Raw genomic sequence first — 12,910 nt, forward strand, 5'->3', positions numbered from 1 at the left:
CGCATGTATATCCCGCGCCCGGCAAAACTGCTGTTCACCACTGATGACGCCTGGAACCGGTATATGGATAAACACGGGGACACCCTCAGCCCCTGGACCGTACTCTGCGTCGAGCGCATGCTCGCCTGCGGCACTGCTGCCATGGGGGTGAAGCGATACTGCTGCGCCTCCCCGGACTGCACCCACACCCGCTTCTTCTGCCAGACCTGTAAATCAAAAGGCTGCAGCTCCTGCGGACATAAGGCCACGGAGCAGTGGATTACAGAGCAACAGCAAATTCTGCCCGACTGCGACTGGCAGCATATCACCTTCACCATGCCCCATCTGCTGTGGCCCTTTTTCAACAATAACTGGCCTCTGCTCAATGCCCTGTTCCGCGCAGCCACCCGCGCCATGCTCCGCTGGGCCAGAAAACAGGGTGTGGAAGTCGGTATCTTCTGCGCCCTGCACACCTACGGTCGCCAGCTCAACCAGCATCCCCACATTCATCTCTCCGTCACCCGCGGCGGGCTTGATATTAAACACGGCGTATGGCGCGACCTCTTCTTTAAAAAGCATGCCGTGGAGGAAATCTGGCGCGGAGCCGTCATCCGGCTGCTGCGCCACAGCTATGACCTGATTAACCCCGGCAGGCTGCCGGGGCTGGGGCATATCCACGACAAAAAACAGTGGCTGCGCTATCTGCAGGCGCAGTACGGGCGCCGCTGGAAGGTCCACTTCGCGAAGAAGACCCGGGGGGCCTGGCGGAGCGTCAAATATCTGGGCCGGTACCTGAAACGGCCCCCCGTGTCGGCGGCGAAGCTGAGGCACTACAGCGGCGGCGTGGTGGTGCACCACTATTACGACCACCGTACGCAGCAGTACCGGCAGCAGACGCTGACGCAGGAAGATATGATCGGACGTTATATCAGCCATATCCCGGCGAAGCATTTTAAGATGGTGCGTTATTACGGTTTTTTATCAAACCGTAAACGGGGTAGCCTGCTGCCGAAGGTGTATGAAGCCCTGGAGATGGAAGCGCGGAAAAAACCGGAGAAGCCCGGCTTCGCCGCGCTGGTGAAAGAATTTCTGCGCACGGATCCGTACAAATGCATTCTGTGCGGCAACCGACTGCGCTTCAGCAGTGCGCAGGCCGGGAGGCACGCGTCGGAGTTGGTGGCAGAAAGACTGCATAACATCGACCGGAAACGATGGCTTCTGGCACAGACTGCGGGATAAGTGCGTCTGAAAAACAGCTTTCAGGTTAAAAACGCGCCGCAAATGCCATTTTATGACCATAACGTTCCCGATGGCACATCATTACTGCATTACAGACACTGCTGCTCATGGTCAGGAAATTTTTAAAACGATGATTCAGTTTCCTAACCATGAACACCACCTCCTGTGGAGGTGGTCAGCAATAAGTTGGCTCTGCCAGTCATGCTACTCATGGGAAAACCCGAACCTGTTGTCCCCATAACTGACAGGGATTTAACCATGAATAGATTCCAGAAATCATCTCATGTGCTCTGGTGTTGTCAATATCATATCGTATGGACACCCAGGTACCGGTTTCGCATCCTTAGGAACAATGTTGGTAAAGAGGTCTGTATGTAGTGGTCAACAAAAGCTGTCCACAGTTTTAGAGTTTTTCCAGAACCGCTGTTCTGATTCGTTCGGTGTCATTCCACCATTATATTGATGGGGCCGGAGATGACTGTAATAACCTGTTATGTAATTCGTGATGCTGCGTTGTGCTTCACTGGAATGACTGTAGCCGGTGTCTGGTATCCATTCCGTTTTAAGGCTGCGGAAGAAGCGTTCCATCGTGACCTGCTCCCCGTTGATTAATACAGCGCGATGTTAGTAATGTCTTCATAAGTCACATGAGGACATCCCCATGAAGAAGCGATTTTCCGACGAACAGATCATCAGTATTCTCCGCGAGGCCGAAGCCGGGGTTTCGGCCCGGGAACTCTGCCGCAAGCATGCTATTTCAGACGCTACCTTCTACACCGGGCGCAAGAAGTTTGGCGGCATGGAAGTCCCCGAAGTGAAGCGGCTCAAGTCACTTGAAGAGGAGAACGCCCGCCTCAAGAAGCTGCTCGCTGAAGCCATGCTGGATAAGGAGGCGCTTAAGGTGGCTCTGGGCCGAAAGTTCTGACGACAGACCAGAAGCGGGAAGCCGTGGAAGTCATGTGTGAGATAACGGGTCTGTCGCAACGTCGTGCCTGCAGGCTGGCCGGTCTGTCCCTTTCAACCTGCCGTTATTCGGTTCAGCGTCCGGCTGCTGACGCGCAACTATCTCTGCGTATCACAGAGCTGGCACTTGAACGTCGCCGATTTGGTTACCGGCGCATCTGGCAGTTATTGCGTCGGGAGGGCCTTCACGTCAACCACAAGAGGGTTTACCGCATCTATCACCTTAACAGTCTCGGTGTAAAACGCAGGCGACGCCGTAAGGGTCTGGCGACTGAGCGGCTTCCGCTTCTCCGCCCGGATGCGCCGAACCTGACATGGTCGATGGATTTTGTCATGGATGCACTTTCCAACGGCCGCCGGATTAAGTGCCTGACCTGCGTGGATGATTTCACGAAGGAGTGTCTGACGATCACCGCCGCTTTCGGTATTTCAGGCGTTCAGGTCGCACGTATTCTGGACGGCCTCGCGCTGTTTCGCGGCTATCCGGCAACGATAAGAACCGATCAGGGCCCGGAATTTACCTGCTGTGCGCTCGAACAGTGGGCTTTTGAGCATGGTGTAGAACTGCGACTTATCCAGTCGGGTAAGCCAACACAGAACGGATTTATTGAGAGTTTTAACGGACGCTTTCGGGATGAATGCCTGAATGAGCACTGGTTCAGCGATATTCTTCATGCCCGGAAAATCATTAATGACTGGCGGCAGGATTATAACGAGTCCAGACCTCATTCATCGCTGAATTACCAGACGCCGCTTGAATTTGCAGCATGCTGGCGAAACGGGAAACATGAAGAAAAACCAACCGACATTACTAACTGAAGGTTGTATCTAATACTGGGGGCAGGTCAATCGGGCTGTTATCCCAGCAGCTACCCCGTCGGCTCAAACTTTGTTTAATCTGGTATCGCCATAATAGTTGTCTGAGATGAGTGCTTGTATAATGGCTTCCCTGATCCGAATGGAACATGACGTTTGCCGGTTTATTTCTTCGCTCCCATGCCATTAATAATGCTTTGCCAGTCAGCGATGAATCGGGGAAAGATGACATCGCCCAGCCAACAGGATTACGTGCAAATAAGTCCGGAACAACGGCCAGATATGCCCAACGTGTCCCCGTCCAGATGTAAGTCACATCGCCGCACCAGACCTGATTTGGTTCATTCACGGCAAACTGACGTTGCAGGTGGTTCGGGATCTCAACATGTTCTTTTGATGTCTTTTTATAGCGGTGTCCGGGCTGCTGGCAACTGATAATATTCAGTTCTTTCATCAGTTTTCCTGCGCGCCAGCGGCTAAGATGCGTACCTTTCGCCGTGACCATGGCAGCGATATTACGTGCACCCGCAGAGCCATTGCTGGCGTGGTGAACTTCCCGGACAAGACTCAGTAATGCCACACGTGAGGCATCGGGAGTTTTCGGCTTACGCCAGTATTTATAACTGCTGCGATGAACCCCGAACACGTTGCATAAAATGGCAACAGGAAACCGCTTCCTGAGTTTCTCAACTAACGAGAATTTTTCAGGGAGTCTGACATCAAGAGAGCGGTAGCCTTTTTTAAGATATCGTTTTCCATTGCAATGCGTTGTATCTGTTTTTTTAGCTCACGCATCTCGAGTTGTTCCGGTGTCATGGGCATTGCATCAGGCGATTTCCCTGCCCGTTCGTCCTTGAGCTGGCGAACCCATTTATCCATCGTGGAAACACCGACGTTCATAGCTCTGGCAGCATTGGCAACAGAATAATTTTGGTCGAGTACGAGCTGTGCAGCTTCAGGACGGTACTCAGGGCTGAAAGTTCTTCTGGTTCGTCCGGTCATAATGTCACCTGTTCTGACTGTGAGGTGATGATATCACCTCTTTTCAGGTGGACAGGTTTAGTGTGCCACTATACTTGCAGGATTTTTTAATCCTGCGTCAGGTATGGTGACTACAGGAAAAGAAGCAGGCAATGATCTTTCATTGTGCATAATCCGGTTCACTACCTACCTGGAAATTGCGTTTCAGACATTTGACAGGGGGAGTTAAATTCCAGGGAAAAGGACAAAGAAAAAGCGGGACCCTGTAAATAATTCTGTGTAACTGCCACCACGTCAAAGGTGAACGCTCAGGCGGTCACCGAACTCAATAATAAAGCGGCTCATCGCCAGCCGACAGTTCTGGATCGGCATACTCCATTTTTTCGATGCCGACTGGATTGCCAGGTAAATAACCTTTCGCACTGAGTCATCCGTCGGGAATACCTTGCGTTTCTTAATGGCGGCACGGATCACGCTGTTCAGCGACTCAATGGCATTCGTGGTGTAGATAGCTTTTCGGATGTCAGACGGATAGCCGAAGAACGTATTGAGGTTTTCCCCGTGCGCACGCCAGCTTTTGCTGATTTGTGGATATTTGTCATCCCATTCTTTAATGCTGGTCACTTAAGGTGACCAGCAACCTTTTTATCCGGATATTTCCTGCTCTTTACCCTCAACTCTCTCGGGTAACTTCGCTCTCTTCTACCCGGTAACACAAGCCATTTCGCCTGTTCATACAGGGTTCTCAGTTCTCCCGGCATTTTTCCCGGCGAAGCCCAGGGCAGGGTTATCAGCATCCGGATTATTTCGCTTATCGCTCCACTGAAGCTCAGCTGGTAAGGCAGGTAATCTCCTTTCAGATGGAACGCCATCTGCACCATCTGATATCGCACCAGGTTATAAGCCAGCAGTACCCCCCATAGCTCCTGTCTCACCAGCTCCGGCAGGCGACTGCGTAATGTCCACCGGCTGTCCAGCATACCCTGCTTTGCTTCCCGGTAGCCCAGTTCTGTTTCCCAGCGGTGGCGATATAGCTCGCTGATATCTTTACCCGGATAGCGATTCGGGTCTGTCAGTGACGTCAGCACCTGCCTCTCTTTACCGTCTACCCTGCGGGTCAGCAGTCTTGCCACCATTTCTTCCGGGACCCCTGGCCATTGCTTCCTGGCTCGTGGACTGGTTTTCAGGCATATCAGTTCATCTCCACGCCCCAAACGGCGAACCACCTGATACTGTACGTGTTTTTTCAACGGCAACAACCAGTGACGGTGTTCTCCTGCTGTCTGCCAGTGATGAAGCAGACCCATCGAATAAAATCCCTTATCGAACAGGGTGGTACTGTTATTCGGGGTTTTCTCCGTCAGGTGCTCAGCCAGCCGCATTTCACTGACTTTTTCACTGTCGAATGCACTGGCGGCGATCAGATGGCTGCTCAGCTCCATCAGACAAACCATTCGCACCTGAGGATAGCCGCCTTCGCCGTACTGGCTGCTGTGTTTACTGAAGACGGCTCTGTTTTCCGGCGTATCGGCGGTACGCCAGACCACGCCGTCGACAGCAAACAGATTCAGACCGTGCCATTTTGGATGTGCAGCCTGCTGATTCCAGTGCTGCTGTGTGATATCAAAAAGCTCCCGCACTGCATTTTCACCCAGAGTCTTACGGCGCTGAATGACAGCGCTGCGTGCGGTAAAAGGAGCTCCGGTCCGGTCAGTAATATCCATCAGATTGACGATTTCGGTCATCGGACGATCGCAAAAAATGGACATCCCAACGACAAGCCAAATCATGGATTCGAGGGAAAGTTTACGTTTACGCAAAGTAACGGTATCGGTCAGGGTGAGCGCCTGCTGAATAAGCTCGGGAGGAATAAGGTCGGCGAGACTACGGGCGCGCTCAGGAGTGGCGGCATTGATGATGCCGAGGGCCTGGGAAAGTTCCATTTAAAAAGGGTTCCATGATGAACATAGAACCCTTTTTACCGCATAAACCGGATCGGTCAACCGATCCTTAAATGATCGGCATTATCCCATTCTTCGGCGAACGCATCCAGCGCCATCCGTGCGGCAGCTTCTGTTGGTGCCTGATAAACGGTTTTCAGCCCGCCCGTGACCGCTTTGTAGTCCTTCCACGCCACGTATTTCAGGCGGTTACGCACCATGTGGATGATGCACAGCTGGATGTGAGTCTGCGGATAGACGCTGTTTATCGCATCCGGGAAGCCCTTCAGGCCATCCACGCAGGCAATCAGGATGTCCTGAAGGCCGCGATTTTTAAGTTGCGTCAGCACGTTCAGCCAGAACTTTGCACCTTCATTTTCAGCCAGCCACATCCCCGGAAGCTCTTTCCGGCCTTCGGTATTGATGCCCGGTGCCAGGAACACCGCTTTGTTAATCACGCTGCCATTCGGCGACCTGCTCTTTAACGGCATCCGTGACTTTTGATATCAGGGCCGGTGACACATCAGCATCGTACATCTCTTTGAACGTATCGACGATTTCCCGCGTGGTCATGCCTTTGGCATACAAGGATAAAATCTGGCTGTCCATCTGCGCGATACGCGTCTGATTCTTCTTAATCAGCTGAGGTTCAAAGGTATTTTCCCGGTCGCGCGGCGTGTTTAGCCCGATTTCACCGTCGTCGCACAGCAGCGTTTTCGAAGAGTAGCCGCTGCGGGTATTGGTGCCGGTTTTAGGGGCATTTTTCTCATGCCCGAGGTGGTCAGTCAGTTCTGCATTGCGTGCCGTTTCAGCGGTCAGCTTCGTGAGCATGCGGGAAAACTGATTAAGGCCGGCCTCAGTTTTGAGGCCTTTGGCCAGTTCAGCCGCAAGGGCCTTAAGTTTCTTCTCGTCCATAATTTGCCTGTCTCCATTGTTGGAGTGAACATATCAAAAACAGGCAATTACACAATTTTAATTACAGTCTCAAAAGCGGGAAAAATCCCCGCTTTATTTAGATATCATAACCTTTTAAGTAACTTCCCAGATAATTGTGAAGATCAGGGGTAAAGTACGTCTCAACAGACGTACTTTAGATTATAGCGACGTGGATTTTTATTTTGAATCCGACTCATCTTCCGAAGAGTATGTACCCTCAAAAGGATCTGTCCACTTATAATTATTATAAAATAATGTTGCTACATCACCAGTATCCCATAAAAGGGTTGCCCCTCCACTGGAGGAAATTTTCCATTTACCACGAGTATTATCGCTGAATTCGATGAAACCTTTAGCATAACAAGGTGAATAGCGTTCATGGATATTGAAGTTTAAAGGTACAGAATATGATTTTGAAAAGTATTCTCTCACATCTTTATCTGTGATTTTAAATGCACGACAACCATCAATCACATTTACCGATTCATCGTCACTTTTCCCTGTTTCATTAATTTTTACTTCTACTATTGTCCTGGATGCAGTATGGTCTGCAAAAGCCACATTTATGGTTAACATCACACCCAATATAGAAAATATTTTTTTTACCATCGGGCTGTGCCTGCTTCTGTCTTAACTTTATATGATACTTCAGGGTGTCTGAATATTTCAGTCATTAATACTTTCAATGTATCAGTAAGTTCTGCTACAAGCCATCTTAAAGAGCTATTTTGTGCTTCATTTACTTCTTCATAAACAGCATTTTCCCCTTCGCCTGACGCGGGTTTCCCTACAATTTCTATACCCAGAGAGTCAAAGTTAGCAGGGTATCTTTCCGGGTATGGCTTCTTCTTTTCTAATCGAGAGAGTTGTTTATATTTATTCAGTAATGGTTTTATTGTGACAATTTCTGAAGGTGTGCATTTTTTTTCCATGTAACATCTGGATCTTATATTGCCGACATGATTTGTGACTTTGAAAACTGAGGCTGTCTGATAAATAGTGCCATCTTTATCTATTAGAAAATGAGCGCCGTTTGCGCCTATATCTTTATAACTATTAAAAGAACTTTTTGCTGTGGAGCCACCCGTCTGATGTACAACGATCCCGTTCACTTTATCCAGTTTACCGCGCTCTATTGTACTGAATCGCTTAACAATAATACGTTCCGCATCCACTAAACCATTTTTATCAACGAATAACATAGTTATACTTCCTTATATTAGCTATATTTAAATGACGGCATTGGCTTTAATGTCATATTCCATGGAAACCGTACCCGCTGAATTTCCCTCTGCATTCTGCAAAACGTAATCCGTTTTTACCCGTGAGAAAGCGAGGCTTACTGTTTCGCGCGGGACCCTCATTGTATTGAGGTAAACCGGATTAACTCGGGTAATGACTATTTCCTGAAGCGTAATACGCAGATACTCCAGCGGAGAGCCACCTGCTTTTCTTACTGTCAGAACTGCTTCAGGAATATGTTTGCCAGTCAGGCAATACTGAAGAAGGCCAGGACTGGATTTGTCGATATAATGGTCAAAATGGAAGTCCTCAACAGTGCATTTTCCCGCACCGCCACCACTACCGGAATGCATATTCGTTGCCTGACTAACAGACCAGTCCCAGTCAAGTACCTCAATCTCTCCTTTATGAGTGGAGTCCTGAGATTCACCTTCGATACCATCAAATTTTATAAAAATATCCTGAGCCATAATTCGTCCTTGTATGAATAAAATAATTACTACTTTTCTCTGCCTCGTATAAGCGTCCGGTAAACGGTCGGCCGCGATACTGAAAACAGCTCTGCCAGGTCACTGATTGAGTGTTCCCCCCTGCCGTGCATACGGCACAGCTCCTGTTGTTGACTCTTTGAAAGCTTTGGCTGTTTGCCTTTCAGTTTTCCTTTTGCTCTGGCTATTGCCATCCCTTCACGGGTTCTGAGCCGTATCAAGTCGCCCTCAAATTCCGCGAAGGTCGCCAGTACGTTGAAGAACATTTTTCCCATCGGGTCTGCCGGGTCATAGAGGCTGGTACCAAGAGCCAGCTTTACACCACGAGTCTGTAGCGCATCGGCTATTTCTCTTGCATCCGGAACTGAACAAGCCAGCCGCTCCAGTTTTGGTACGACCAGCGTATCTCCCTGGCGAACGGCTGCAAGTGCCTGATCCAGACCGGGCCGCTGGCGATTTGAACCGGTCACTCCCTTATCCGTATAAATTCGGCCCGGAGTGACGCCCAGGCTGACCAGAACTTCCTGCTGTGCGGCCAGATCCTGGTGGTCGGTTGAACATCGGGCATAACCAATGCGAATTTCAGTCATAAATATGTACGTATAAGAGGCTGTTAAAGAGATTGATATCGTACCAGTGATATGAGACAACGTCAGCAGTGATTTTCTCTGAAGCGCGAATTTAATTTTTTACCGTCCGTTGAGCGGCTGTCTTACGTACAGGCCAGAGAACACCAAATTTATGCGTCACGGAAATTTCGGCGGTTCCGGCGTACAACACCATATAGATAATTATTGTACGGTAAGCACTTTTTTGGACAGGCTTACCTGTTGCAATAGGATGTACTCCCACGCTATATGGCGCTTGGCTGGCATTTCTGGGTAAAAAACACGTTAAGGAGATAATTCATTGTTTAAATTGAAATTTAACGTCATCAACTCTCCTTTCAGGATATCCTCCGCCAAGGTAAACGCATAATGCCCGATACCCACCACAGTTGCGGACATGGCCCTAAATTTTCGTGTATACTAGCCATTATGTATATGCAGGTTTTAGGGATGAAAGGTGGAATGCTATGAAAGTGAGTGAAACTGCATTGATGAAGTCAGGATTTAGCCATACTGATCTTCAAAAAATCAAAAATAACGTGGAAAGCTATGGCGGAACTCTTGAGGAGGTGATCAATGATCTCGCTCGCCGATTCAGTACATTGCTCTGGGTCACAGCTGTATGTGTGGTTGTTTTTCTATTATTAGTCGTTTTCAGTTCACCCATCAGAGCAACGGCGGGAGGGCTGGCAATCATCGTTGGGATCACCATCATGTCATTTGCACAGCCCCCGATACTTTCATATAAATCATGGCGTTACCAAAAAATCGCCAAGGGTTAACTATTGCCATTGTCGGTTGTCAAAAGGTCGAAAATCACTTTTGCTTTTACACCATAACCAACAATCTTCATTGTTAATTTTGGACGGCTCATCGTTTCGACTTTGCGATAATAGTCCCGTGGCATCCACCTGAATAATCTCCATGCTCCCGCTTTTCGTGCAAGACCGAAAATACTGTAAGCACTGGCACCCAGAGTGATGCCGTTATAAAAAACCAGCCCTGTTTTCGGACTGAATCCCATAAACTGGGCTGTTTGCATCACGGATTCTGCAGCGATTCCCTGTGAAGATCTATAGCCCGTTGGCTGTGCAAAATCGATTACTTCCTTAGATAAACCGTTCATTCCGTCAACAATTAAGACCGCGCCAGCCAGCATTCCTATAGGACCCATTGTGGATAACATCACAAACCCACCAAAGATCACAACGCCTGATACCACTACATTCACAGCAGAAATCACATAACCCACAATTTTGTTATTTTCCCGGACGAACTCCACTTTGGCGTAAAGTTTCGCTGATTTCGTGCGCAGCATTCGACCCTGCTCTTCAAAATTTTCGGTCTCTGCCATGAGGTTTTTTACGCAGTCCATGCATTCTTCATCAGACTTTGCGCGTCGTGCTGCTGCAAACTGCTGCTCAATAACCTCTTTTATTTCCTGAACAAAATTCATCCGTGTGAGACCATCTCTGAGATGGAAAGCAGACAGCGTATTAGCTGTATTGATAAGCTTTCTGGCCTCAAGGTTAACCATTGTTTCAGTCCAGGCTTTATTTCTCCCGCCTGAGCGCATCATATCGAGTAATGCCGCGTCCATTCTGTTCTCCCTGTATATTACTTCACCGATAATACCTCTTTATTTTCAGCTGTAAACTGTCGTTTCAGCCGGAAATATGTTGGTCTTGATATGCCTGTTTTCTCTGATAGGGATGCGTTTGAATATCGGAAAATATTGTACGTTAAGCCTATTTTTTGAACAGGCTTAACTATCGCGGTAGGGTGTACTCCCGCGCTATATGGCACCTGGCTGGCATGTCTGTGTAATGAGATAACTTAAATGCGACGCCATGATTGCAATAACTTAAAAGCGATAGCCGATGAAGACAAATCAATCAGTTACCTTTCAGAAACCATTAAATTATGCTCTTAACGGGGTTTGACGCTCAACGGAACGGTTTCACACGTTAAGGACTTTTTGTCTGATAAATCAAAACATAATAGACAGTGAAACATGCGCCTAAAACGGTGTATTTTAAATCGGTAACATTGGTTTGCTCATAGCCCCAGGATGATGCAAATACATCACCGACAGAGACGGTATCATTTTTAAAAGTTAATACGTTCATTAAAAGCTCCCACCCAATTTGGGCTTTGGAAGAAAGAGAAACCATTTCCCTTTCAATGATCATATTACACCTTCACTTGCAGGCATGAAAACTGGAGCGCGTCGCGTAAAATGAGAAATTGCGCCACTTAAATTGATAAATCGGTAACAGTGGTTTTTTTCTCATTATACGCGATTTTTTTTGATTGAAATTTAAACTGGTCGGACTGGCCAGGTGATATCCGGCACTTTCGATGTATCCACTGCCTGCACTGCTTTAATGTACCTCAGCCACACAACCAGACTTGCCTTGTCTTCGTCGCTGATAATGCCTAACCTGTACTAGCTCAGACCTGATCTGACCGTTACCGGTTATTTATACAGGTGTCTGTCGGATTACATCCGGTTCAGCTCCTTTTCTGCCCGGACACGTTTTCCATCAGATAACCTGGCCACTGGCGTTCCCCCGCCGCACATTTTCCCCTGATGAGCCCGCTCATTATTGTCATGCCATAATCCGTTGTCCGGATCCGTTTGCAGGCTCTCCCGCTCCCCATATGACTTCTTGCGGAACGTGACCTGATAAAAGTCCTGCAAAATCGTTTTATGGAAGCGCTCACTGATGCCGTTGGTCTGTGGGGACATCGCCTTCGTTTTTGTATGGTCGATATCGTTGATGGCCAGATAAAGCTGGTAATCATGCGGCTCCACCTTACCACAGTACTCCGTTCCCCTGTCGGTCAGTCTTCTCAGCACCGGCAGCCCCTGAGCCTCACAGAACGGCAGTACCCGATCATTTAGCAGGCCGGCGGCGGTGTTCGGCGTTTTACTCGTATACCGCTTGCAGTGTGCCACTTTCGGGTACGTATCCACGAACGGCTGCGGGCAGATACGGCCCCCCTTTCAGATTGCCAGCACAGAAGGTGTCCTGCGACCCGGGATAGCCCGGGTGAGCGGTCTCGATTTCGCCACTGGCCTCATCATCATGCGCCTTTTTCTCCAGCGCGGCGATTGGGGCACCGGTAAGCACGATACCTTCTCTGGCGAGCTTTTCCTCAGGTGCCTTCAGGCGTTTACGGAAGTTCTCCAGGTCGTGTCGTTGCCAGATGGCGCGCACGCCGCTGCCGGAGGTAAACACGCCTTTTTTACGCAGCTCATCACTGGTCCGGTGCTGCCCGGGGGCCGGGAACTCAACGGCGTATTCAACAACCGCGCGTTCAGTGGCTTCGTCGGCGCGGTTCGTCAGGTTGGGAACCCGGCGGTTCTGGTTAACCAGCGCGTCAATGCCGCCTTCAGCAGCCAGTTCCTGATAACGGTAGAAGGTGTCGCGTGACACGCCCATGCTCTTGCAGGCTGTTGATACGTTACCGGGTTATTCGGCGAGATTGAGCAGGCCGGCTTTGTGTTTGATGATGGGATTGTGAGTATGGAGCATCAGGGTGACCTCGTGTTTTGTATAAGGTTTCGACACCCATATCAAAACCGGTAACCCTCAACCTTGCAGGGTCCGCTGTCAGATTACGTCGCGACGAATACACCTAATCGCATTCGCAATATGGGCGTTACTCGCCTGAACTAACACTGAGGTCAATATGGACAATGTCATCCATC

At 49.2% G+C, this 12,910-nt stretch carries 10 protein-coding genes and 7 pseudogenes; 4 read left to right on the top strand and 13 right to left on the bottom strand.

Features of this window, described 5'->3' with window-relative positions; genetic code table 11:
* The first annotated feature begins 3 nt into the window (after positions 1 to 3).
* Both LU633_RS14615 and LU633_RS14620 read left to right on the top strand, forming a co-directional pair.
* Positions 4 to 1,218, top strand: coding sequence for an IS91 family transposase (locus tag LU633_RS14615; RefSeq protein ID WP_046371908.1), 1,215 nt, complete (start codon positions 4 to 6; stop codon positions 1,216 to 1,218).
* A gap of 258 nt (positions 1,219 to 1,476) precedes the next feature.
* A pseudogene (locus tag LU633_RS14620) lies at positions 1,477 to 1,587 on the top strand (IS200/IS605 family transposase); the annotation flags it as partial.
* Positions 1,588 to 1,599: 12 nt separating this feature from the next.
* On the opposite strand, the pseudogene LU633_RS14625 reads toward LU633_RS14620, so the two are convergent.
* Positions 1,600 to 1,806: pseudogene (locus tag LU633_RS14625) on the bottom strand (integrase core domain-containing protein); the annotation flags it as partial.
* A 73-nt stretch (positions 1,807 to 1,879) separates the two neighbouring features.
* Between LU633_RS14625 and LU633_RS14630 the strand changes: the two are divergent.
* Positions 1,880 to 3,000 (top strand): IS3 family transposase gene (locus LU633_RS14630; RefSeq protein WP_152664168.1). Its coding sequence is split into 2 segments (ribosomal slippage): positions 1,880 to 2,138 and positions 2,138 to 3,000, totalling 1,122 coding nucleotides; the frame shifts between segments, so codons are not numbered across the junction.
* A 25-nt stretch (positions 3,001 to 3,025) separates the two neighbouring features.
* Here LU633_RS14630 and LU633_RS14635 read toward each other — a convergent pair.
* From LU633_RS14635 to LU633_RS14670, 8 genes and pseudogenes are all read right to left on the bottom strand, one after another.
* Positions 3,026 to 3,999, bottom strand: a pseudogene (locus LU633_RS14635) (IS3 family transposase); the annotation flags it as partial.
* Positions 4,000 to 4,272: 273 nt separating this feature from the next.
* Positions 4,273 to 4,584: pseudogene (locus tag LU633_RS14640) on the bottom strand (transposase); the annotation flags it as partial.
* 14 nt (positions 4,585 to 4,598) lie between these two features.
* Positions 4,599 to 5,921 (bottom strand): IS4 family transposase, encoded by a 1,323-nt coding sequence (locus tag LU633_RS14645; protein WP_046371912.1) that lies wholly within the window; start codon positions 5,919 to 5,921, stop codon positions 4,599 to 4,601.
* 83 nt (positions 5,922 to 6,004) lie between these two features.
* Positions 6,005 to 6,833 (bottom strand): annotated as a pseudogene (locus LU633_RS14650) (IS256 family transposase); the annotation flags it as partial.
* 198 nt (positions 6,834 to 7,031) lie between these two features.
* A complete protein-coding gene (locus LU633_RS14655) occupies positions 7,032 to 7,463 on the bottom strand; it encodes a hypothetical protein (protein WP_016189487.1) in 432 nt (143 codons plus the stop codon).
* Complete coding sequence (locus tag LU633_RS14660; RefSeq protein WP_016189488.1) at positions 7,457 to 8,056, bottom strand: peptidoglycan recognition protein family protein; 600 nt, start codon at positions 8,054 to 8,056, stop codon at positions 7,457 to 7,459. The genes LU633_RS14655 and LU633_RS14660 overlap by 7 nt, the downstream gene beginning before the upstream one ends.
* A 27-nt stretch (positions 8,057 to 8,083) precedes the next feature.
* Positions 8,084 to 8,566 carry an Hcp family type VI secretion system effector gene (locus tag LU633_RS14665; protein ID WP_016189489.1) on the bottom strand — a complete coding sequence of 161 codons (483 nt, stop codon included), beginning with the start codon at positions 8,564 to 8,566 and terminating at the stop codon, positions 8,084 to 8,086.
* Positions 8,567 to 8,595: 29 nt separating this feature from the next.
* Positions 8,596 to 9,174, bottom strand: a complete 579-nt coding sequence (locus LU633_RS14670) for a recombinase family protein (RefSeq protein ID WP_016189490.1) — start codon at positions 9,172 to 9,174, stop codon at positions 8,596 to 8,598.
* Between the two features lie 485 nt (positions 9,175 to 9,659).
* Here LU633_RS14670 and LU633_RS14675 point away from each other — a divergent pair, with 485 nt between their 5' ends.
* Positions 9,660 to 9,974: a hypothetical protein gene (locus LU633_RS14675; RefSeq protein ID WP_016189491.1), complete on the top strand. Its 315-nt coding sequence runs from the start codon at positions 9,660 to 9,662 to the stop codon at positions 9,972 to 9,974.
* On the opposite strand, the gene LU633_RS14680 is transcribed toward LU633_RS14675, so the two are convergent.
* From LU633_RS14680 to LU633_RS14695, 4 genes and pseudogenes are all read right to left on the bottom strand, one after another.
* Positions 9,971 to 10,792 (bottom strand): DUF4225 domain-containing protein, encoded by an 822-nt coding sequence (locus tag LU633_RS14680; protein WP_016189492.1) that lies wholly within the window; start codon positions 10,790 to 10,792, stop codon positions 9,971 to 9,973. The two genes, LU633_RS14675 and LU633_RS14680, sit on opposite strands and share 4 nt — an antisense overlap.
* Before the next feature lie 367 nt (positions 10,793 to 11,159).
* Positions 11,160 to 11,384, bottom strand: a complete 225-nt coding sequence (locus tag LU633_RS14685) for a hypothetical protein (RefSeq protein ID WP_016189493.1) — start codon at positions 11,382 to 11,384, stop codon at positions 11,160 to 11,162.
* A gap of 128 nt (positions 11,385 to 11,512) precedes the next feature.
* Positions 11,513 to 11,638 (bottom strand): annotated as a pseudogene (locus tag LU633_RS14690) (tail fiber assembly protein); the annotation flags it as partial.
* Between the two features lie 57 nt (positions 11,639 to 11,695).
* Positions 11,696 to 12,734, bottom strand: a pseudogene (locus tag LU633_RS14695) (helix-turn-helix domain-containing protein).
* Between the last annotated feature and the right edge of the window lie 176 nt (positions 12,735 to 12,910).

The sequence above is a fragment of the Erwinia tracheiphila genome (genome assembly GCF_021365465.1).
GTDB lineage: Bacteria > Pseudomonadota > Gammaproteobacteria > Enterobacterales > Enterobacteriaceae > Erwinia > Erwinia tracheiphila.